The sequence below is a fragment of the Dapis brunnea BLCC-M229 genome (assembly GCF_050015995.1).
Lineage (GTDB): Bacteria > Cyanobacteriota > Cyanobacteriia > Cyanobacteriales > Microcoleaceae > Trichodesmium.
This window is the reverse complement of record NZ_JBNHEP010000252.1, coordinates 1-22171: the sequence shown is the minus strand read 5'-3', so window position 1 is coordinate 22171 and position 22171 is coordinate 1. Positions and strand designations below refer to the sequence as shown.

Sequence of the window (22171 nt, the reverse complement as noted above, 5' to 3'; positions counted from 1 at the left end):
GGGAAAATCTGATTACATCTTAACTGCAAATACCTAGTTTATTTGGTTATTGATTAAGAAAAATTCAAGTAACAATCACATATAGTAGGGATTAACGGCTGTTAACCCCTACAAATGGTGTATAATTCTATCTTTTTTGGATAAGTCGTGATTATTGAAAAAATGATTTATACTTGTATGTTTTAACTACAATACAATTTTTGGTGTTGCTAAAGCACGGGGATGATTTTCGTACTTAGAGAGTAGTTCGTTCTCAATAGAAACAGGAACAAGTAGTTAAAGAGGGTAAATATTTATAATTCATATCTAGATTATGCAACGCCCAATTTTTTGAGCGTAAGTCCTGTCGCTCAAAGATGAGTCTATCCCACAAAGGATGATTTTTGGGGATTTCCCAACAGTTCTATTACCTGAATATAAGGGTTCCAAAAATAGTGGGAATAGTATTATATCATCTCCGCTTAATTAGTTATAAAAAACTTTTTCCTCCTCTTCTTCCTCCTGACTCCTGACTTCTCCCTAATTATTTACCGAAGCAATTAAACAATTAAACAATTAAATAATTAGATAATTCAGGTTTAAAGCCTCCCCTTTCAAGGGGAAAAAGCAGTCGTTTGAGCAGTCCGTCAGGATGGGATGGCGAGGAGACCTCGCCATATCCAATCTCCCCTTGAGAAATAAATTTTTTCGGCGTTGGTCAATCCTCTCCCTAAAAGGGAGAGGTAATTATCCATTATCCATTATCCATTATCCATTAATGAAAACTGTCCATCCGGATCTGATATTATTAATAGATAGCTAGCAATTTATAATTATTGATGAAAGAAATAATCAACAATATTTTAACTCACCTAGGTCAGGTTAAACTACCTCCTCCATCATATTTTGATTCTCTTAAAACTTACACGGTTAAGAAAGTATCAGATGCCGATACCTTTGATGTTGTTGCTAATGATTCTGATGCAGAAATGACAGTCCGTTTCGTTTATATTGATACTCCAGAAACTCCTAAAGGATGGGGAGATTCACAAGTAGAAAAAATGAATCGTAAATATGAAAATCAACTCTATCGTAGTCAATTTGAATGGGGAGAAAAAGGCAAAGATAGACTCCAAGAATTAGTTGAAAAAAGTGGCGATCGAGTTAAAGTTAAAGTTACTGGAGAAGAAAAACGACCAGGGCGATCGCCTCGTTGTTTCGGTGAAGTTTATTTACTAGATGGTGCTTTTGTTCAGCACATTTTAGTACAGGAAGGTTTAGCTCGAATTTATTATGATTATATTAGTGAATGTCCTAGAGAAATTGCAATTCTGTTGTTTTTGGCAGAAGCTGATGCTGAAATAAACCAGCGGGGAATATGGCAAGAACTTCAATCAGAATTTATTGCACCTTGGGTATTTCGTTCGCTAAAAAACAAACAAAAAAAGTTTCTCAAAGATATCAGTAAAGAATTAAAAGAAGATACAATTACTGAAGTTGAATTTGAAAGTAAATTTGAGTCAAAGTTACAGCAGCAAAGTGAGATTTTATCAACTATTTTTGCAGACCTAAAAAATGGTATAATTACTCAACCTGAATTTGAGGATAAATGCAAAGAAGAACTGAATAATTTATTTCCATAATAATTAAATTAGTTTTTTTCAATATCTTAATCATTGAAAAATAATAGCTTTTTATGAAGTGTAGAGACCTTCCATAGAAAGTCTCTACATTTATTTTACAAAAAAATTTATTCTAGAATGTCCCACAAAAATATTAACTAACTATTGTAGTCATTTCAGTTTAGATTGAGACAAATATTTCTTATTTTCAAAGGGTTTCAGCTAAAAAAATGTCTCATTCTTATTTATAGCGCTTTTCATTAACATAGAATACAGAGATTTTGACTTAAAAGCATTTCTGCTGAGGGCAGAAGGCAGAAATTTTGTAGTCTATCTTTGTGAAAACCGCTATAAAATGACTATAGCTTTTAGCATTCAGCAGACTACAGATAAGTAGGATTCCTATTTTGTCGCTGCCAGAGGAATCCAGATATAACTACCCCCACCACAAGAAGAATAGATATAATGCGAAAACTTGCTTGTTCGCCAAACACCAAAGCCTCAACTGGCGCTGTTGTAGCAGAAAATGGGATATCTACCGGGAGTTGACTAGCACTTAAGCGCGAAAACAGAATACCTATCAACGTTATACCCATCACCTGACCAAAAGCTCGTGAAAAGAACCAAAGTCCAGATGCAACACTGAGATATTGTGGAGGTACACTACCCATAATCGCACTTTGGTTAGGAGGTTGAAACAAACCGAAACCAATTCCATAGGGGATAACCCGCAATACATAACCCTGAACCGTCAACTCTTCGCTAAATGTAGCGATCATCAAACAGCCAATCAATAATAATACCATTCCGATTGTACTAATACTTCTTTCACCAAAACGATCTGCCAGGTATCCAGCTACAGCACCTACACAAATTGCTAATATAGGCAGCACCGCTATCAATAATCCTACTTTTTGTTCAGAATAATGCTTAACCAGTACCAGAAAAAAGGGCATAATGAAAATCACACCAGTGCAGAAAGCATAAGAAATTGAACTTAGCAGTAGACTCAAACTCAATTCCACCGATCTAAATAAACTCAAGTTCAATAATGGTCGATCTGATTGTTTCTGAGACCACAAAAAAACAACGCAACCAATTACCGAAATCCCCAATAAAACCCAAGTAATCTTACTATCTAAATCCTCTCCTTGTATCCGTGTCATCCCCAATAAAAAACAAGTTAACGTTATCCCTAAAATCAATGCTCCCCAAAAATCAAAATCTTTTCGTTCTTTATTCCTACTACCCCTGGGAATTGTCAGCATCGCTAACACTATGCCAATACAACAAATTGGCACATTAACAAAGAAAACTGAACGCCAACCCAAATTCTCTAGAAGCACTCCTCCTACCGTTGGTCCCAATGAAACTCCCGCCCAACCAGTGCTAGTAATAATCCCCAGGGCAAGTCCTCGCTTGGCATCAGGAAACCCTTCAGTTGCGATCGCAGGCCCTAGGACTGCAATAAACACAGCCCCAAATCCCTGAAATATCCGTGCTGCAATCAATAAGTTAATTGTCGGAGCAATTCCACAGACCAATGAACTGATGGTAAATACTGTAAGTCCGATGATATAGAGCCATTTCTTGCTCCATAAGTCCCCCAAGCGAGCCACACAAAGCACCAAAACCGCCAACACAAGAGAATAACTTAGAGGCACCCACTCAACCGTCGCAAAATCGCTATGCAATTCCTCTACCAATCTTGGCAAAGCCAAATTGACAACATGAACATCTAGCGAAAACAAAAACGTTCCTAAACTGACCGCCAATAGGAGCCACCACTGTCTATAAACCTCTATTTTACTACCTTCTGCACTTTTCATCTGTTCTAAAATCTATTAATTTTTACTTGACCCCAATAGCAAAAGGACCAAACCATTTGCGAATCTCCTGACTGGTGGCACCAAAAGGAGGTTTATCTTTTTGTTCCAGAATATGAGCAACCATTGCCGAAGTCCGCGAACAGAGGAATAGTCCTGTTCCATAGGGAGGTCTCATTCCCAGAGACAAAAATACAGCAGCGCTAATGCTATCAATGTTTGGAGAAATTCCCAGTTTCTCGTTCAAAAACTCTGCCGTAATATCATAAATTTTAATAAAGTCCGATTGCATATCCATCTCCGATATAATTGACCGTAAACGAGGGTTTCTTGAATCTACCTTAAACATTGGGTGTCCAAAACCGTGGATCTTCTCCTTTTTAGCGAGGCGATCTTCCAATATCTCGATCGTTACTGCTTCTATATCTCCCGAACAGCGTTTGTGAACAGCAGTAAAGAACTCCATTGCTTTTTCGCAAGCTCCCACGTGAGATGGTCCTGCTGCTGTAAAACCTGCTGCGATCGCTTGTTGGATAGGAACTCTCGTACTGGTAGCAACCCTGGGCAACATGACTGAGGGAGCCAGAAACCCCCAACCAGCGTGCAAGCTAACCATAATATCGTTGAATATTTTTCTCTCAGTTGAGTCACTAAAATTTCTGTTAGTACAAAGCGTAAATATAGATTCAATATAGTCTTTCCCCTCAGTCAAAACTCTTTTCCCATCAAATTTTTGACTGTCAAAAAATTTTTCCTTATCTTCCTTAACCCACTGAATACTTTCGAGAGCAATAACCATTAAAGAAGGAATTAGACCAACATAATATAATCCAATTTGACTGTCTCGATCCAATCCTATTGCCTCCAGGTCAAACTCAGCGACCGTCTGTGCAAATGATTCCGTTTTGTCAACCATTAACCCTGCAATAATTGCCTGAGAATAGGTTGCACCCGAAGCGACTACAGTTTTCATCACTTCTATAGCTGTATCCTCCTCTGTTAAAGAAGATAGCGCACTGGAAAGAAAGCGATCGAGAAGTTGTTCTTGGGATGGAGTCGCCTCTTTACCCATCAATAAGTGATAAATAGCCCCAGTAAATGTCAAATTACCAATTAGATCGTTCAGATTCCTATTCCGAACGTACAGTTCCTCTGGATTGAGAGTAGGTCCGTCTATATCTGTACCGTGATATCGATATTCCATGTTAGAATACTTCCTTCTAATTAGTTGCTACGTCTAAATAACCTTGAATAAATCTCCGAATACATTCTCAGCATTCACTACGGCTTGTCCCCAGCCAATGTAACGCGATGCATGATACGTTTGAACCCATGATAGTCATTCACCGGATTATGCTGAGTGCAGCGATTATCCCAGAAGGCGAGGGAACCATGCTGCCAGCGAAAGCGACAGGTGAACTCCGGTCTGACTTGATGCTGGAAGAGATAGTCTAGCAGAGGTTGGCTTTCGGGAACTGTCCACCCCTGAAAGTGCTTTGTATGATTAATGTTGACGTAAAGCGCCTTCCTCCCAGTCTCTGGGTGCGTGCGCACTACTGGATGGGTGCCGACTATCACCTCCTGCTACAAGACTAGCATTGCTTAGAAAGGCGTGGGCTTTCGACGAGGTATTGATGCCTACGAGTCCTTCCAGGGTCTCCTTCAGACCTTCCGATAGGGTTTCGTAAGTCATATACTGGTTGGCAAAAAGAGTGTCGCCACCGTATGGCGGAACCTCAACAGCGTAGAGGATACTCCCCATCGGTGGACGCTCTAGATAGGTAGTATCGGAATGCCACAGACCCCCAAAGTTCGCCCGCTCATGCTCCAACTTCACTACAGGTGTGATCTGCGGACATTCAGGCAATCCCTGAAGCAGTGGGTACTCCATTACCTTACCAAACTTCTGGGCGAAGGCAAGCTGTTGGTGAGGGGTGAGTTCTTGATTAGTGAAAAAGATCGCTAAGTGATCCAAAAAGGCAAGGCGAATCTCCTCAACGACTTCACCTTTGAGGGGTTCTGCCAGATTCACCCCTTGGATCTCAGCCCCAATTGCACCTGCGATCGGATGCACTTTAATGTAGCTATAGTTGCGGTGTACCTGGTTGTCCATTATTTCCCCTTTTGGATAAATTTTGCTTTTTCTACTTAAGAATAAAAATTAAATAAGACAGCAAATAAGCCTTGTAGAGAAAAAATTGTAGGGAGATTCCATGAAACCTCCCTAAATTAACTTTTCACCAGAAGTCTATTTAAAAACTTCCAACAAAAATATTAAACGTTAACAGTCGATAACTTAGGCTTCAAACTCTGCAAAATACGTTCTGCCATCTGAGAAGGAGTCAAACCTAAATCAGCCTTCGACTCATCAGGTTTAGCATGATCCACCAACTTATCCGGTACACCCAAACGTAACACAGGTACAAGCACATTATTATCCATCAATGCTTCCGTAACTGCCGAACCAAAACCACCCATCAAACAGCCTTCCTCCATAGTCACAACTTGACCAATACGTTGTGCCAAAGGCAGAATTAATTCCGTATCCAAAGGTTTCACAAAACGAGCATTTACCACAGTAGCACTAACACCATGCTCACTCAGAATTTCCGCAGTTTGCATAGCCGGATGTACCATAGACCCATAACCCAATATCAGCACATCATCACCATTCCGCAGAATTTCACCCTTACCAATAGGAATAGCTTCCCAACCCTCTTCCATCAGAGGCACACCATAACCATTACCGCGAGGATAACGCATCGCGATCGCTCCATCCGTATATTCAATACCAGTCACCACCATCCGTTGTAACTCACCCTCATCTTTAGGCGCCATGATTACCATATTTGGGATACAACGTAAATAGGCAATATCATACATTCCCTGGTGAGTTGGACCATCTGCACCCACAATTCCAGCACGATCTAAACAGAAGAAAACAGGTAACTTCTGAATACAGACATCATGGATAATTTGGTCGTAAGCTCGTTGCAAGAAAGTCGAGTAAATACCAGCCACAGGTCGCATTCCTTCACAAGCTAAACCTGCTGCCAAAGTTACAGCGTGTTGTTCAGCAATACCAACATCTATATATTGTTTTGGTAGTTTGGCATGAAGTTTATCTAAACCTGTGCCAGTTGCCATAGCAGCAGTAATACCAATAATTTTGGGGTTATTTTCCGCAAGTTTCACCAAAGTATGGGCAAAAACTTTAGAGTATTTAGGAGGCTTTGGCTTACTTGCTGGTACAGCTTTACCGGTAGCCAAATTGAACGGATTTTGAGCATGATAGCCAACTTTATCCTCTTCAGCAACTGAGTATCCTTTACCTTTAGTTGTGGCCACATGAACCAACACTGGTCCAGGAATTTTATGTGCTTGTTGGAAAGTTGTAATTAGCTCTTCTAAATTATGCCCATCAACAGGACCCATGTAGGTAAAGCCCAATTCTTCAATTACAGCCCCCACTTTTGACACTGCCAAACGTTTCATTCCTTCTTTGAGGCGTTCCATTTCTGGTGTAAAGGTTTCTCCAACAAAAGGAATATGTTTAAATTGTTCTTCCAGGTTATCCTGAAGAAACTGCATCGGTGGGGATAAACGCATTTTGTTGAGATAGCGAGAAATCGCACCTACATTAGGAGAGATGGACATCTCGTTATCGTTGAGCACAACCACTATATTAGTTTTGGGTAAGTGACCTGCATGGTTAATAGCTTCTAAAGCCATACCACCAGTTAAAGCACCATCCCCAATAATGGAAACTACTTTAAAGTTATCTCCCTTCAGATCTCTAGCTAAGGCCATCCCTAAACCAGCAGAGATACTGGTAGAAGCATGACCAGCTCCAAAATGGTCGAATTTATTTTCACAACGTTTTAAATAACCTGCAACCCCATCTTTTTGTCGCAAGGTATGGAAATTGTTATATCGACCTGTGATAATTTTGTGGGGATAAGCTTGGTGACCTACATCCCAAATAACTTTGTCGCGATCTAGATTGAGGGTTTGGTAGAGACCCAATGTAAGTTCTACAACTCCTAACCCTGGACCTAGATGGCCTCCACTTGTGGCGACTGTTTCTAGATGTTTCTCTCGTATTTGTCTAGCAATTTCTTCTAGTTGATGAATTGAAAGACCATGTAACTGATTAGGATGAGTAATTTCGCTTAGATGCATATTTTAATTTACTCAGATTTATGATGTAGATTTGCGGTTGTAGCTGGGAGTATTTTTGATGATTAACTTGGAACTTACCGAATAATTATTAATTAAATAATTCAGGTTAAAAGCCTCCTTTGTCAAGGGGAAAAAGCCGTCGTTTCGGCTGCTCGCCGACTTGAATTGCGGAGCTTTCCGTAGGATGGGATGGATGGGTTGCCTAACCATATCCAATCGACCAAGACAAGAAATAATATTTCCTTATATTCAATTCCCCTACGGTTTTAACCAGAGGTAATTATCCATTATCCATTAATGAACTGTACTTTTTTTCAGCTATGAATCAGCTAATACAATTTTGCTATTTGTTAATAATGTACAGATAGGATTACTTTCTAAAAGAATATCTCCCCATAATCTGCTAGATTTTCTCACAGATACTTTTCTTTTTTTCCCTTTTTATCGGCATTGGAAAAAATAGGAGTAATTAGCTTAACCAGCCTAGAGGGAAACAATCAGGATAGAGACTATTTAGTAGCCTAGCTTTTCATCTTAACCTGCTCCTTTTTCAATAGTAATTATTAGTATTTGTTGGCTTTTGTTAACAAATTAATAACTGTCTATCGACTTTTGTTGGTGAAGCTACTTGTAAACGTATATTTCAACCCAACAACTCAACTACTATATTATTTAGCAGTTGCTCCGATTATTAAGTTATATTTCACCCTTGTGCTTCTATTTCTAATTTGGGCGAATTAGGATCGGTAGCTGAAGTTAATGATGGTACAGGCATATTTTTCATTTCCCAGACTTTAATTAGTATGAGATATTCGTAGAAAGCTTGCAAGGTACACCAAGCTAATCCTGCTTGGCCATCAAGACATCCTCTAAGAAAAATATACATATATATGAAGCGAACTATTGGTCTGAATGGTAAGCGTAGGGAAAAGTCTTTCAGCGCTCGTCTTCTCTCTACTTCCGAACCACCAAAAAATAGGTTTTTCCAAGAGATGCTTCCTGTTTCTAGTTGTTTAACTGTTTCGGCAGCTTCATCTGTAGAATATCGGTTGTGCTTTTGTATCCAACGGGAAATACCTTTACTACAGGTATAATGGGGATAAGTTTCTTGCAAAAAACTTGTGGGACCATCGCAAACTTCTCGTTCTGTGTGACCATAATCACTAAACCAAACTTTATCTTTGGAAAAGAGGCGCATCTGGTAGCGGGGGTATTGGGTGCTGCGACGAATCCAAGTTCCCATAAATAACACTCGTTCTGCAACGTAATACCCAATGTATTCTTTTCTTTGAATCGCTTCTAGGCATTCGTTAAATAATTCGGGGGTCATCCGCTCATCTGCCTCTAGGATGTAAACCCACTCATATTTAGTAGGAAGTTCTTGTAACATCCATGTTCGCTGTCGTCCATGGCTTTCAAATTTGTGTTGGACTATTCTTACAGGATAAGATTGAGCTATTTCTATAGTCCGATCGCTACTAAAGGAATCAACTATTATAATGTCATCTGACAGCATTGCTGACTCAATACAAGCAGCGATATCTATTTCTTCATTGTAAGTCAGTATATAAATTGAGAACATTCGATGAATTTTTGTAATTGCTCTTTGATAAAGATTAAATTGGATAATTAAATTAAATTAAATAGATATCCAATTGGGAGGGTATTGAGCATGAGATTTAAGTTTACACTTTCTCTTTCACTAATATTAATTTGCTCTTACTACCCTCCCTAATTATTAAAGTCATCTCTATTGTGAGATATTACTTTGCAATTATCTAGCGGGATGTTGGCTACATCCTTTACCTTTAATAATTCCCAAATTTTTTAATCTTGTCTAAATTTTTTAATCCTGTCCAACCAATCAGAATATAGCCTACTGCTAAAAGTAAGCTGCTCAGACCTGTTCTCAGACTAGATTTAAAAGAATTTCTATTAGCTTGTTCTTCTAGTTCTTGCTTACGACTACGAATTCTAGTTAAAAGCTGATCTGGTAATTGTTCTGCTTGACGATTGAGAAATTGATCGATAGCTTGAGGATTATCTTTTGACTGTTCCAGTAAAGTTTTTACTTGGCTTGGTAATTGTTCATTTTCTAATGCTGCATTTAATCTAGTTTCATCTGCTAGTAAATTAGTAATTTGATTTTTTAATTGACTTCGCCTTTGCTGGATCTGATTTTTAAAGTCGCTGCTACCTATACGAGCTTCTAGTTGTGTTTCTGCTTGACTTGCTTGCCGATCTATGCGTTCAATGGCCTCAGCCCTGGCTTGACTCGTATTATTTAAATGTACAGGAAATAGTAATAGATATACCAGTCCTAATAAGCTAGCTAGTAAAAGTGCCCAAAATCTCAAATCTAATATCGAAGGTTTTGAAGTATCCTGAAGGCCAGAATTACTGCTGATCCAGTAGCCTGTGAATAATAAGGCCATTCCTACCATAGGAATGATCCCCCGATCGACTATTTGGGTTGCTAAATTGATTTGCCATGTTCTATTGCCTATGTTAAATGGAATTGATAAGACTATAAAGTCAAGTATAGAGGACAAAATCATAACTACTCCTACTATTGTCAGAGTCCTAGCAGCTATGGAGGAATATGAACGGATATTTGTTGCTTTCATGGGATTTTGCTGAGTTCTCATTTATAGTTGACTGGACATAGTGAGTCTGAAATGTTGAGGATGCACTCTGTTGCTGATGGTGGAAATATATTTTCTCTATCTCAAAATAGCAGTCTGTTTTTACAATTATGACAGAGTTTAACCATAGTCCATCAGCCTTTTTGCCTTTACTCAGGACTTACGCACCCAAATCCAGAAATTTTGTTTTTTCCTAGATGTCGATTGTTCAAACCAACGATTTTTCCTGGCAATTGAGTTTCGCGTGCGAAGTCCTATTTACTATTTTTTTTAAATTTATGGAACAGAACTATCTATCGTACAATGCTAGCCTATAATAGACGTAAGTTAAACCTGTTCTTCACAAATCTGCTGATTGTTGATTGATTATACTATTTTAACAGTTTAATGTTTTTTCTTGTTTAACCCTATCATTTTGACTTTTTCAGACTAATATTTACTAAAATTCAAATAAGTTAAGTAAGATTTAAAAAAAACATCAAAAAGAATATTTATTTTTGCCAAAAATTACTAAAAACCAGAATAAATGAAATAAATTAAACCAAAAAGTTAATGGTAATCAAAGTTGCAATTGTCATATTTAAAGCCAAATCATAGATGTAAATCTGAATAAATATAAGACTTACAGGCGCGAAACCCTTTTGCTACGAGAAATCCTTGGTTTAAACAATAGAAATCTACGCAAAAAAACTTAGTTTCTGTATTTGGTATACTTAAGTCCTGTAAATATAAACAATATTATTAATATTATATTATATTATTAATGATAACGGGCAAGTAGGGAGGATTCAAGTAGTGAAAGAAAACTTAGAAAATTATCAAAATAAAAAAATATTAATTGTAGATGATGAAGATAACTTGAGAATTCTTCTCAAGCGACATCTGGAATTTCAAGGATATGAAGTAACAGATGCAAATTCTGCTTTAGATGCACTATCAATACTGGAACAACAAGAGCCGGATTTAATTATTTCGGATATAATGATGCCTCAAATGGATGGTTTAGAATTTTGTCAACGTTTACGAGCTAGTAATTTAGGTCAGTTAATACCTTTTATATTTCTGTCAAGTAAGGGAGAATTAGAAGACAGAATTATAGGCTTATCTATGGGAGCAGATGATTATATCAATAAGCCTTTTGAAATGCGGGAGTTAGTAGCAAAAATAGAGGCTCAATTAGCTCGTTCTAGTCGTATTTCTTTGGAAATGAAGCGGCTGACTGAAAAGTATATGACAAAAATACAACCATTAGCAGCTCCAGAATCACTACCTCTAACTCCAGCAGAAGAAAGGGTATTTTGGGAAGTTACTCAGGGGTTGACAAATAAGCAGATTAGCGAGCGCTTGTTTATTAGCCCCCGAACTGTACAAACTCATTTGAGTAAAATAATGAGAAAGCTAAATTTAGAAAATCGCTCCCAGTTGGTTCGTTATGCTTTTGAACATGGATATAAACCACCTACTGAAGAAAACTGATGAATATTAAAAAATGGACTCCCAAAAACTAATTTCTGGCCTCTATAATTTGACCGAATTAGAACAGCTAATTAATTCTCAACCAACTTTTTGGCGACCTTTAGTATTTACAAATGGGTGCTTTGACTTAGTTCATGCTGGACATATTCGTTATTTATGGGCAGCTAAGTCTCTGGGGCGATCGCTCGTAGTAGGATTAAATAGCGATCGATCGGTTCAAAATATTAAGCCCCAAGAAGAGGGATATCCTATGCGACCAATTGTACCGGAAGTCCAACGGGCTGAAGTTTTAGCTGCTTTGAAACCAGTTGATGGAGTAGTAATTTTTAATGAAGCTACTGCTACTAATATCATAGAACGACTTAAACCTAATATTTATGTTAAGGGTGGGGATTATTCTATTGAAACATTGCCTGAAGCTCCAAAAGTTAAAGGTTATGGTGGTAAAATCTCTTTAGTTCAAATAGAAGTTCCGACTTCTACTACTGCAATTATTAATCGTATTTTACACCATCAATAAATAATTATAATTCTCAATTCATTCCAAGCATTGAAATACACAATAATTTTATGACAGAATCAAAGATTAATTCTACAGAAAACGCTTCATTGAATATATCTGAACTGCAATCTCAATTAGAATCTGGTTCTGAAAAAAAACAGTTACAGGTAATTCCTAGTTTGGCAGAAACAGGAGGGCAGGGTTTAGATATTCTCATGGAATTTTTGCAAAACAAAAAATCAGATTCACCTACTGTAGTTGAGGGAAAAATCTATCAAGTTTTGCGTCAAGTAAATTCATCGAAAGTTGATGAATTTATACAGAAACATTTTCCCCTAGGAGTTGTGCCAATCAATTCAGAATCTAATATTGATTATAGTCACTTACAAATAAAATTAGCTCATCAAGATTTTTTAGAAGCTGATAAATTAACTATGCAAAAATTGTGTGAGTTAGCAGGAGAAGCAGCAACACAAAGAAAGTGGCTTTATTTTTCAGAGGTAGATAGTATTCCCATTCCAGATATGCAAACTATTAATACTATGTGGTTAGTTTATTCAGAAGGAAAATTTGGCTATTCTGTACAGAGAGAAATTTGGCTAGGAGTAGGCAAGAACTGGGATAAGTTACTACCAAAAATAGGCTGGAAAAATGGTAATACTTGGACAAGATATCCTAATGAATTTACCTGGAATTTGACTGCGCCGCAAGGTCATCTACCTCTATCTAATTTACTGCGTGGGGTGCGTATGTTTTCTTCTTTGTTATCTCATCCTGCTTGGTCTAAGTAGGGTTTACTGAAAAACTCATAATTAGGGTTGAAGGTAGGGAAGAGTTTGACTATTGTTTAACTCCATTGCTTTTCTATTTTATCTTCTATCTATGCCATTAGTTTTGATACTATAAAAGTTGATTTCCTCCATTTATTCAATGTTGTTCAATGTTGAATAATTCTTGCTAATCTAGGTTGCTAATGGTTTTAGTTTTCTTCCGCAAGCCATAAATAAAAATAGGAATTACCTCTAATTAATTACGATTTAAAAATGCCAGTATTTAAGATTTGCTTAATTCAAAGCCAACCAGAAAAAGAGGAAATGTATTATCAACGTTGGTTAGTGTTAAGAAAACCGATAGATATGGAAAGAGGAACAGAAAAAGATGACTATGATGATTATGCTCTACATTTTATTGCTGTTTGTGAGGAACAAATTATTGGTTCAGCTAGACTGCGGGAATTATCGACAGCCATAGGAAGTATTGCATATCTTGCTGTTTTACCTGAATTTCAATTTCAGGGAGTAGGTACAGCTTTAATTCAAAAAATTATTGAAATTGCTAAGCAGAAACAGCTAACATCTTTGAGAGTTATGTCTCGTATTAATTCTTCTAAATTTTATGAAAAAATCGGTTTTAGAGACACTGGTCAGCCATTTGAATTTTTAGGAATACCCCACCAATTTATGCTCCTTAACTTACCTTATTCTAAGAATTTATAGGTAGAGCTTTAATTCAAAAAAACTTGGAAAATTAGCAACCAGAAGCAACTAAAATTTTTGATAGTAATCTCTCATATAGCAATCCCCTGTATATTTGTGTATAAAAATATTACTGCTTTTAGGGAACAGTGAACAGGGAATAGGGAACAGGTGGGAGTTTCAGTTTTTTATCTACTTTTTGATTACCCGCAACCTATGCGCGGATTGCTATATCAATGATTATAAATTTTCTCAAAAATATAGGTTTGAGAGGGATTCGTCATCCATTTTAGTTTTGAGAAATACTAAATCAATTTATGTTCTTCAAATGTAAACATTCAGCCGTCAGCTATCAGCTATAAGTTGTTAACTCATTATCTTCTCAGGAGGAATTAGTCTCCAAGAATTAAAAGTTATGTTTGCGCACCATTCAGCAGGAAAGAAGAAGGCGATCAGCTAACCTTAGTCATTGCTTAGTTATTTCAAAAGCTGTTTGGGTACTATTCCGCAGAATAAAGTTGAATGCTAATAGCTGAATGCTTACCTTCAACTTACCTTCTTATGAGAATTTATCAACATTTTTTCAGAAGTTTTATTCTCAATTTTGAAGCTAAGATGGTTGACAGAATACTTGATAAATTCTGACTGTTTAGAAGCATCACAAGAACCTTGAAGGTGGATAGTTTTCGTTTCATCCTTAACTAATTTAGATTGACAAATATATTGATAACCATCTGGTTTAAGCACACCTAATTGAGTTTTAATTAATGTTTTATCGGAATTTATATCCAAATTTAAAAGGTTAATTTTATACTCAAACCATTCCCAACCGTGGCGGAAGATAAGTTCTCTTTCCAAGACTTGAATGCAAGTTGGTAAAATTCCCCAACCTCGATACACTCGGTTTAATAATTCAATATTTTCAGTTCTTAGCAAAATTGCTTGAAAAGATTCTTGATTAAGCAAGCCATAATATCTACCATCAGGAAAGTCAATTATAGTAGGTGCAAATCTATGACCACCAAAATGACTTGCTTTCCAAATTCTTGTATTTTTTAAACCTAATTGAGAAATAGTTTTTTTAGCTTCCGTATAAAACGGATTACCATATTTAGCACAACACTTATCATGGCTACCATGAGTACAAACTAATATATCTCTTGTTTGAGGATTTTGAGTCTTAGTATCTAAATTATCCCCCGCTAAATATTTTTGAATAATTGGAGCTATTTTTTCAGGATGGTCTACGTCAAACTCATATTTTTTATAACCATTGATAAATGAGTATTGCTGTTTTTCATAGATTAAAATCTTTCTGTTATTTTGTCTGTAATTTTGATTTTGAGTAATCAGTAAAAATCTGAGAGATAAATTGTCTCTCTTGACTGCTGCCATCAAAACTTCTAAATTTTTTGGAAGAAAACGAGATTCAAAAGCATTATATTCCCAAGGGTAAGGACACTCTATCAAAATATAGACTGAATAATTCGTACCACTTCCAATAATATCTTCATCTGCTTTTCGGCAAGCATCAGCACAAAAAAATGTATTCATGTTTAAGCTCCATATTGATTGTACAAAAAAAAATTTATTAACTAACTTGAATAACATTGACATAATGTTTGTTTACAAGTCATAGTAAAGGTAGGCAGTTTATTACATCTTTAATCCAGTAAATTTTTCTCGACTAAACAAGTTTTTAACTAGATTATAGATATTTTGCCACTCCTGTAATAGATACTTCTTTACCAGAAACTAGAATTTTATATTCATCATATTCATCTTCTTCATAAACATCAGCACAAAAAAATGTATTCATGGTTAAACTCCTGATTCTCAAAAAATAACTCTTTAATTAACTAACTTCAATAACATGGGTATAATATCTATTTCCCAGTCATGCTCCGGCAGCAAATTTATGACATCTTTTCCAGTAAATGTTTCCCGACTAAATAAGTTTTAAATAGATATTATGAAAATCCTCGAATATATAATTATTTAGTGGAAACTAGAGTTTTATATTCATAATATTCACCTCCTTAATAAACATCACTGCCAAAAAATCTCTTCATACTTAAAGCTCTGATTCTACAAAGATAACTCTTTCAATGACTAACTTTGATAACATAGGCATAATATCTATTTCTTAGTCATAGTCTAGCAGCAAATTTATGACATCTTTTCCAGTAAATGTTTTTATACCAAATAAGAAATAAGTTTGAACTAGAGCTTCTACCACTGCTCGAATATATAATTATTTAGTGGAAACTAGAGTTTTATATTCATAATATTCACCTCACTTAATAAACATCACTGGCAAAAAAATCTCTTCATATTTAAGCCCCTGATTCTACAAAAATAACTCTTTCACTAACTAGCTTTGATAACATAGGCATAATATCTATCTCCCAGTCATAGTCCGGCAGCAAATTTATGACATCTTTTCCAGTAAATGTTTCTCGACTAAATAAATTTTTTACTAAAGATTCTGGCACTCCTCGAATAGATACTTCTTTACCAGAAACTAAAATTTTATATCCATCATCATCAGGCATTTGTAAAATTTTTAAACGTTGAAACTGAGAAACTTTAAACTTAGTTTCAACACCACGATCAAAAATATTAAATCCAGCTTGATATGGTAAATTATATTGCTCAACAGGTTTTCCTAAACCATCCAAGTAGTTATTATATTCTTCGCTAATATTGTGATTATTGATATACTCTTTTAAGTCTTGAATTAAATTTTCTACACTGACATTAAAAGAAGTCTCATCTATTCTTAAAGGTAGACCTTTTCTCCACTCTTCTCTGTATTGTAATTGACCAATTAACCATTCCAATAAATCGACACTTGTTCGAGAGTGAATACCTAAAGTAAGATGAATAGATGGTTCTTCTTGAGTCACTGCATAATGCCAATGTCCCCTAGGTATATAAAGCACATCTCCTGGATGTAAAATACAACTCAAATATGCTTCTTCTTCCGGTGGTGCAAAAGAAGATGATTTTTGGTTTGGTAATGGATATTTGAACGTGTCAGTATAGACATACCATTGCTTACTTCCTTCTACTTGCAAAATAAATACATCGTGAGTATCGTAGTGCTTAGAAAATCCTTTTTTATTAGACCAAGAACAATAAGCATTGACTTGAGTTGGGTATCCTAACTCATAGCTAAGTTTTGAAGCAAATAGAGAAACTTCTGGAACCCTTTTATGGATTTGGTCTATAATTAAGGTTGCACCTTTCTGACACCATTGGGTAAGATTTCTATTTTCCTTTGCCTCCAGAACTTTTCCATCAAATGCAAGGCGCAAATCGGGATATTCTATTTGATGAAAGTTCAATAGATGGTTGAGTTTGTCCCATGAAAATAGGTCTGTAAAATTTTTCTGTCCTTTACTAGATATGGCGATCGCTTTCCTAGTCCAGTTATTTTTTAGAAATTCTTCTTGCTTTAATGGTTGTATTAGATGTGTTAGACATAACATAATCGAGAATTTTTTCTATTAATTTTTGATATTGATAGATATAGTTAAGTTAAAAGTTCTTTCTAGGACATTAGAAACTTAAAAAGCTTATCTTTACCGAAACATTAAGGTATAAAGACTCTCCATTCATGGAGAAAAAGCGGTCGAGGGATGGCGACGTTTCCCGAAGAATGCAGAGGAGCTGCCTCTTGCAGAGAGAGGAGCTTCGCTAACGCTAACCCAATTCAAGTCGCTCCGCGAAACTCCATATCCAATTGACCAAGAGAAGAAAAAAAGTACTTTTAGCCTCATCCTCTTGTTTATAAGAAGAGGTAATTATTAATTATTAATTGTTCAACTTACCTTCTCTATCAAAATTATTTTATAGGTGGGTTTATTCAGGAATTCTTAATTTTATTATATTAAAAGATACTTCAATTAACGGAAATACTTTATATCCATAAGCAAGTAATTATTTTCAGTTTTTGTCTCTTGCCTTAAATAAATCTCAACACTACTACTATTATTACTTTTATCTAATTACTTAGAGTTTTATATTCTGATATTTTTATGTGAGTATATTTAAGAACTTGAACAAAATTATTGACAAATTCGATCCTTATTAAATGAGGATTTCCGCAAAATATCTCTATAATTAATTCTCTGTAACTGCTTATAAATAAAGGGGTAAAGCTTTTACCATGATATTTTTCAATTGTCACCTGTTCAGACTTACATGGTTAGTTAAGATAGGAATAATAGGTAACTCTTAACCCCTTAAACATTTAAGAGAAATATTTAAACACTTAAATGTTTAACCATTAGTGATGACGATCGCCACCATCTGAGTCAAAGTGACGATCGCCACCATCTGAGTCAAAGTTGCGGTCGCCACCATCTGAGTCAAAATTTAATCCTGTTTCCCAGTTTTTGCCTAGTGAATTTTGTAGAATATCTTTTACCTCTACCTGAATTTTACTAGGCCGAGCTTGCTGAACATCAAATTCTTTTGACATACTAATATCTCCGAGTTGAACTAGATTTGCCTTCAATAACTTCCTATAAGGTGAAGTTAAGAATTAGTATATATTAAACTCCTTGATTTATGCAATAGTTGAGAAAAATTTTTAATTATTTGGGAGCGTATAGCTTCTACCCAAGAGTTAGTCAAAATACCTAATACTAAGTTTTACCTATTTTTGCTACTAAATTTGGTTATAATTATAAGTTAGTAGTAGAGACTAAAAAAAACACAAATATCAATCATACTTAAATCAAGACTTAAAGTCATACTTATTCTCATTCAAAACAATGTATTTGTCAAATATCTAGTGGAGCGTCAATTTTTATTTTGTGTGTTATCTACTTCCATATTCCCTATAAACACTTACTTTCAGAGTTAAACTATCCACGATTTTTATCTTGATAGACCACTAGCAGACATCTCCAAAAATTGCCAAAGTCTTTATGTTGCTTGACCTTAGTTTCTTTATAATTTTCAAGCATTTTTGGCATGTTGTACACCATTGTAAGTCTTTGAGGTATTTATTGGTAATACGTCAATCTCTTATTACATCTTTCTTTCTTTTTTTTGATTCTATTATTTAGATTTCATTCTCAAGTTAATGTTCCTATTCTTAGTCTGACTAAGCCACATATTGTTATAATTACTTTTTGAGAGTTACTATTTTTTTCTCCCACCTCCTGGTTTAATTAATCTTTTTCCTCTACTTTGGTTCGCTTGTTTTTTGTGCTTCAATTTTTTGAGTATTTTCTATTGATTTTATTAGTTGTTTATCTGTAATACCAATAATTTTCTTTGTTTTTTTTGGATAGTTATAAATATGGTCTAATACTTGATTCATTTACATAAATCGTATATATAGTTAGCTACTCAATTTTACCTTTATTTTTATTTTGGAGAGGTCTAGTTATCAGACATGAGAAAAATTTTTACTTTTTTGCATACTGTCTTAGATATTAAATTACAATCAAGTATAGTTATAATGAAAAATGAATGATAAAAATAGGAAAATTAGAGAAAACCCTCATATTTAATATTTCTATATTGCTAAATCAAGGTCTTCCTTAACTACTAAAGCATTCTAGTGTAGGAGCATTTTCTGAAACTTCTATTATTGAGGTGGTTTTGGTACTTACGTTATAGATATAGCAATCCGCGCATGGGTTGCGGGTAATCAAAAAGTAGATAAAAAAACTGAAACTCCCACCTGTTGCCTGTTGCCTGTTACCTGTTCCCTAAAAGCCGTAAGATTTTTATACACAAATATACAGGGGATTGCTATATTTAACAATGGAGTTAAACTTGGTAAAGTTTTAGAGAATTGGTATATATTTTATATAAATTATTACATACAGAACTTCCCGTTGTTATGAGGAAAACGACTAGCGGGCAAGATCCCTGCACTACAACAAAAATTTTACCATTCAGACTTGTACATAATTAGTCCAAAATATGCTGTATGATAATTTATCAAGATTTTGGGATAAAACCTTTATCCACTCAATGAGGGTAGAAAATTAACAATGCCAGGAAAAGTAATAATCAGCACTAAAACCAATAACTGAAGTAGAATAAACTGAATAGCGCCTCTATATATTTGACCAGTAGTAATTTCTGAAGGTGCTACACCCCGCAAGTAAAACAGGGCAAAACCAAAGGGAGGCGTTAAAAAAGATGCTTGAAGATTAGCCCCCAAAATCACACCATACCAAACTAAATCAATACCAAGTTGTTGGGCAACAGGCACAAATAAAGGTACAACAATAAAAGCAATCTCAAAAAAGTCAATAAAAAAACCAAGAAAAAATACTATTGCCATACTGACAACTAAAAAACCAGTCGTACCACCAGGAAGATTAGAAAGTAAATCAAACATAAAGCGATCGCCTTCCACCCCCCGAAAAACCAAACTAAAAGCAGTTGAACCCAAAAGTATAAACATCACCATAGTAGTTGTGCGGAGAGTCACATCACATACATTTCTTAAGGAAGTCCAACTAAATTTACCTTTAACAATAGCAAGAGCGATCGCCCCCACACATCCCACAGCACCTGCTTCTGTAGGTGTAGCAATACCAAAAAATATACTACCCAAAACCAATAAAATTAAGAGCAATGGTGGAATCATTACAGTTAGCACCCTTAGCCCTAGACTTTTCCCTCCAATTTCTCGTACCTCTGCTGGTAAAGCTGGAGCTAAGTCTGGTCGTATAAAAGAAACAATCAAAACATGAAGAGCAAAAGTTCCCGCCATTATTAGACCAGGCAAAATAGAACCAATAAACAGATCGCCAACAGAAATTCCCAGTTGGTCTGCCAATACTACCAAAACCACACTAGGGGGAATAATCTGACCTAAAGTCCCCGATGCCACAATTACACCAGTAGCCAACTCTTTATTATATCCATACCGTAACATAATAGGTAAAGAAATCAACCCCATTGCCACTACCGTAGCAGCAACGACACCAGTAGTAGCAGCTAAAAGAGCGCCTACAATAACAACTGCCAGAGCTAAACCACCCCTAACTCTACCAAACAATATTCCCATCGTTTCCAACAGTTGTTCTGCAATGCCAGATTTTTCCAACATTGCCCCCATAAAAATAAAGTAAGGTATAGCCAACAAAGTATAGTTAGCCATAATGCCAAAAATTCTTTGAGGCATTGCAGTGAGAAATATAGGGTCAAAAACTCCTAAACCAATACCTATTAAACCAAAGATTATTGCTACTCCACCTAGGGAAAAAGCTACAGGATAACCAAAGGAAAGTAACACCAATGCTCCTGCAAACATTGATGGACCTAGAAATTCAGATTCAAAACTCAGACTCATGAGACTTCTTATAAGGAGCTAATTTACCTGTAAAGACCGCAAAATTTTTAATTGCTTCAGAAATTCCTTGAAGAAATAATAATATGAAGCTAACTATAATCATTGTTTTGATTGGGTAACGAGGTAATCCACCAGGGTCAGGAGAAGTTTCAAGGATAGCCCAGGAATTTAAAACAGCACCCCAGGAAACTATCACTACAATAATGCTGAAGGGGATTAAGAAGAATATTGCACCAATTAGGTTAGCTAGAGCTTTTCTTTTGGGACTCCACTTAGTATAAAAAATGTCAACACGGACGTGTTCATTATGTTTTAGAGAATAAGCTCCACCTAGGAGAAAAACTAGGTCAAAAATATACCACTGAATTTCTATAAAAGCGTTGGAAGTTAAGTTTTGACCAATGCTCCTACCCAGATAGCGTCCAATCACATTCCAAACACCAACTAAGACCATTAGTATAACTAACCAATAAGTTAAACGTCCAATTAGCTCATTCAAGCGATCGATCATTCGAGACAAACGTAGGAGTATTTGCAATATTTCTCCTCCTGTGGGTTGAAAATTAAGGCTATGGACATTTGATTTAGCTTCAGTTAGTTAATTTTATCAAAACGTTGGCAGAATACCTGGCATATCCTTTAAAGGAAACGTCAGGATGAATGCCAGTTAATATTACCCTTCTACTAGCAATTTGATAGTATACATAAGCTGGCCAAGCAAGAATAATAACAGTTAAATAAAGTCCTTGAAGTAACTATAGGAGTCGAAAGAGTTTCGGCATTGTAGTTAGGTTCTATATATAAAATATAAATAAAGAAGAAAACCTAACTCCTAAGTCTTCGGAATATCATAATCGTCTCTAATCAGAATACCCTATGGAGCATAAGGATCTAAAAATATATATCCAAAACCTTAAATAAAAAAGGGACATCTTGTTGAATGATTTTTCTGGCTGCCAATTTTTTTTTATAAATTTCTAATTCATCAAAACCTTGCTAGGTAATACATATAGACGTTACCTACCAACATGAAAATCCTGTTTTGAGAAAAAAGTGGAGAAAAGGGGTTGACACTTCAAGGTAGAGTTGCTAGATTAGTAAATGCGCAGGTGAGAGAGACAAAAACCTCAA

18 protein-coding genes are annotated in these 22171 nt (G+C 35.6%); 5 read left to right on the top strand and 13 right to left on the bottom strand.

Translation table 11 applies throughout. The annotated features are described in order from the left end of the window. The first annotated feature begins 818 nt into the window (after positions 1 to 818). The gene (locus ACP6PM_RS29155) at positions 819 to 1622 is read left to right on the top strand and encodes a thermonuclease family protein (protein ID WP_426590382.1); all 804 of its coding nucleotides are present in this window, start codon (positions 819 to 821) and stop codon (positions 1620 to 1622) included. Between the two features lie 362 nt (positions 1623 to 1984). On the opposite strand, the gene ACP6PM_RS29150 is transcribed toward ACP6PM_RS29155, so the two are convergent. The 7 genes from ACP6PM_RS29150 to hpsJ-B form a co-directional block, all read right to left on the bottom strand. Then, the gene (locus ACP6PM_RS29150) at positions 1985 to 3430 is read right to left on the bottom strand and encodes an MFS transporter (RefSeq protein WP_426590381.1); all 1446 of its coding nucleotides are present in this window, start codon (positions 3428 to 3430) and stop codon (positions 1985 to 1987) included. A 22-nt stretch (positions 3431 to 3452) separates the two neighbouring features. Further along, entirely contained in the window at positions 3453 to 4631 is a 1179-nt protein-coding gene (locus ACP6PM_RS29145) for a citrate/2-methylcitrate synthase (RefSeq protein WP_426590380.1), read from the bottom strand. A 77-nt stretch (positions 4632 to 4708) separates the two neighbouring features. Next, positions 4709 to 4981 carry a TauD/TfdA dioxygenase family protein gene (locus ACP6PM_RS29140; RefSeq protein ID WP_426590379.1) on the bottom strand — a complete coding sequence of 91 codons (273 nt, stop codon included), beginning with the start codon at positions 4979 to 4981 and terminating at the stop codon, positions 4709 to 4711. Beyond that, positions 4932 to 5540, bottom strand: coding sequence for a TauD/TfdA dioxygenase family protein (locus ACP6PM_RS29135; RefSeq protein ID WP_426590378.1), 609 nt, complete (start codon positions 5538 to 5540; stop codon positions 4932 to 4934). Before ACP6PM_RS29135 ends, ACP6PM_RS29140 begins: the two co-directional genes overlap by 50 nt. A gap of 161 nt (positions 5541 to 5701) precedes the next feature. Beyond that, a complete protein-coding gene (gene dxs, locus ACP6PM_RS29130) occupies positions 5702 to 7609 on the bottom strand; it encodes a 1-deoxy-D-xylulose-5-phosphate synthase (RefSeq protein WP_426590377.1) in 1908 nt (635 codons plus the stop codon). Positions 7610 to 8312: 703 nt separating this feature from the next. Further along, positions 8313 to 9191 carry a glycosyltransferase family 2 protein gene (locus ACP6PM_RS29125; RefSeq protein WP_293101099.1) on the bottom strand — a complete coding sequence of 293 codons (879 nt, stop codon included), beginning with the start codon at positions 9189 to 9191 and terminating at the stop codon, positions 8313 to 8315. A 226-nt stretch (positions 9192 to 9417) separates the two neighbouring features. Beyond that, positions 9418 to 10257 (bottom strand): hormogonium polysaccharide biosynthesis protein HpsJ, encoded by an 840-nt coding sequence (gene hpsJ-B / locus ACP6PM_RS29120; protein WP_426590376.1) that lies wholly within the window; start codon positions 10255 to 10257, stop codon positions 9418 to 9420. A gap of 792 nt (positions 10258 to 11049) precedes the next feature. On the opposite strand from hpsJ-B, the gene ACP6PM_RS29115 reads away from it, so the two are divergent. From ACP6PM_RS29115 to ACP6PM_RS29100, 4 genes are all read left to right on the top strand, one after another. Continuing rightward, on the top strand, positions 11050 to 11730 hold the full coding sequence (locus ACP6PM_RS29115; RefSeq protein ID WP_426590375.1) for a response regulator transcription factor: 681 nt from the start codon (positions 11050 to 11052) through the stop codon (positions 11728 to 11730). 13 nt (positions 11731 to 11743) lie between these two features. Then, a complete protein-coding gene (locus ACP6PM_RS29110) occupies positions 11744 to 12250 on the top strand; it encodes an adenylyltransferase/cytidyltransferase family protein (RefSeq protein WP_426590374.1) in 507 nt (168 codons plus the stop codon). A gap of 50 nt (positions 12251 to 12300) precedes the next feature. After that, positions 12301 to 13023, top strand: a complete 723-nt coding sequence (locus ACP6PM_RS29105) for a GUN4 N-terminal ARM-like repeat domain-containing protein (RefSeq protein ID WP_426590373.1) — start codon at positions 12301 to 12303, stop codon at positions 13021 to 13023. Between the two features lie 252 nt (positions 13024 to 13275). Then, positions 13276 to 13728 (top strand): GNAT family N-acetyltransferase, encoded by a 453-nt coding sequence (locus ACP6PM_RS29100; protein WP_426590372.1) that lies wholly within the window; start codon positions 13276 to 13278, stop codon positions 13726 to 13728. A gap of 525 nt (positions 13729 to 14253) precedes the next feature. Here the strand turns inward: ACP6PM_RS29100 and ACP6PM_RS29095 are convergent. From ACP6PM_RS29095 to ACP6PM_RS29070, 6 genes are all read right to left on the bottom strand, one after another. Continuing rightward, positions 14254 to 15261, bottom strand: coding sequence for a sucrase ferredoxin (locus ACP6PM_RS29095; protein WP_426590371.1), 1008 nt, complete (start codon positions 15259 to 15261; stop codon positions 14254 to 14256). Between the two features lie 782 nt (positions 15262 to 16043). Then, a complete protein-coding gene (locus tag ACP6PM_RS29090; protein WP_426590370.1) occupies positions 16044 to 17201 on the bottom strand; it encodes a cupin domain-containing protein in 1158 nt (385 codons plus the stop codon). An 800-nt stretch (positions 17202 to 18001) separates the two neighbouring features. Next, positions 18002 to 18196, bottom strand: coding sequence for a hypothetical protein (locus ACP6PM_RS29085; protein WP_293092636.1), 195 nt, complete (start codon positions 18194 to 18196; stop codon positions 18002 to 18004). Positions 18197 to 18907: 711 nt separating this feature from the next. After that, positions 18908 to 19045, bottom strand: coding sequence for a hypothetical protein (locus tag ACP6PM_RS29080; protein WP_426590369.1), 138 nt, complete (start codon positions 19043 to 19045; stop codon positions 18908 to 18910). Between the two features lie 651 nt (positions 19046 to 19696). Continuing rightward, positions 19697 to 21040 carry a TRAP transporter large permease gene (locus ACP6PM_RS29075; RefSeq protein WP_426590368.1) on the bottom strand — a complete coding sequence of 448 codons (1344 nt, stop codon included), beginning with the start codon at positions 21038 to 21040 and terminating at the stop codon, positions 19697 to 19699. Further along, positions 21024 to 21578, bottom strand: a complete 555-nt coding sequence (locus ACP6PM_RS29070) for a TRAP transporter small permease subunit (protein WP_426590367.1) — start codon at positions 21576 to 21578, stop codon at positions 21024 to 21026. The genes ACP6PM_RS29075 and ACP6PM_RS29070 overlap by 17 nt, the downstream gene beginning before the upstream one ends. Between the last annotated feature and the right edge of the window lie 593 nt (positions 21579 to 22171).

What these genes read in the sequence shown, in the direction of transcription:
- ACP6PM_RS29155 (WP_426590382.1), top strand. Translation starts at nt 819, where the DNA reads ATGAAAGAAATAATCAACAATATTTTAACTCACCTAGGTCAGGTTAAA.
- ACP6PM_RS29150 (WP_426590381.1), bottom strand. Translation starts at nt 3,430, where the DNA reads ATGAAAAGTGCAGAAGGTAGTAAAATAGAGGTTTATAGACAGTGGTGG.
- ACP6PM_RS29145 (WP_426590380.1), bottom strand. Translation starts at nt 4,631, where the DNA reads ATGGAATATCGATATCACGGTACAGATATAGACGGACCTACTCTCAAT.
- ACP6PM_RS29135 (WP_426590378.1), bottom strand. Translation starts at nt 5,540, where the DNA reads ATGGACAACCAGGTACACCGCAACTATAGCTACATTAAAGTGCATCCG.
- dxs (WP_426590377.1), bottom strand. Translation starts at nt 7,609, where the DNA reads ATGCATCTAAGCGAAATTACTCATCCTAATCAGTTACATGGTCTTTCA.
- ACP6PM_RS29125 (WP_293101099.1), bottom strand. Translation starts at nt 9,191, where the DNA reads ATGTTCTCAATTTATATACTGACTTACAATGAAGAAATAGATATCGCT.
- hpsJ-B (WP_426590376.1), bottom strand. Translation starts at nt 10,257, where the DNA reads ATGAGAACTCAGCAAAATCCCATGAAAGCAACAAATATCCGTTCATAT.
- ACP6PM_RS29110 (WP_426590374.1), top strand. Translation starts at nt 11,744, where the DNA reads ATGGACTCCCAAAAACTAATTTCTGGCCTCTATAATTTGACCGAATTA.
- ACP6PM_RS29105 (WP_426590373.1), top strand. Translation starts at nt 12,301, where the DNA reads ATGACAGAATCAAAGATTAATTCTACAGAAAACGCTTCATTGAATATA.
- ACP6PM_RS29100 (WP_426590372.1), top strand. Translation starts at nt 13,276, where the DNA reads ATGCCAGTATTTAAGATTTGCTTAATTCAAAGCCAACCAGAAAAAGAG.
- ACP6PM_RS29095 (WP_426590371.1), bottom strand. Translation starts at nt 15,261, where the DNA reads ATGAATACATTTTTTTGTGCTGATGCTTGCCGAAAAGCAGATGAAGAT.
- ACP6PM_RS29090 (WP_426590370.1), bottom strand. Translation starts at nt 17,201, where the DNA reads ATGTTATGTCTAACACATCTAATACAACCATTAAAGCAAGAAGAATTT.
- ACP6PM_RS29085 (WP_293092636.1), bottom strand. Translation starts at nt 18,196, where the DNA reads ATGTCAAAAGAATTTGATGTTCAGCAAGCTCGGCCTAGTAAAATTCAG.
- ACP6PM_RS29080 (WP_426590369.1), bottom strand. Translation starts at nt 19,045, where the DNA reads ATGAATCAAGTATTAGACCATATTTATAACTATCCAAAAAAAACAAAG.
- ACP6PM_RS29075 (WP_426590368.1), bottom strand. Translation starts at nt 21,040, where the DNA reads ATGAGTCTGAGTTTTGAATCTGAATTTCTAGGTCCATCAATGTTTGCA.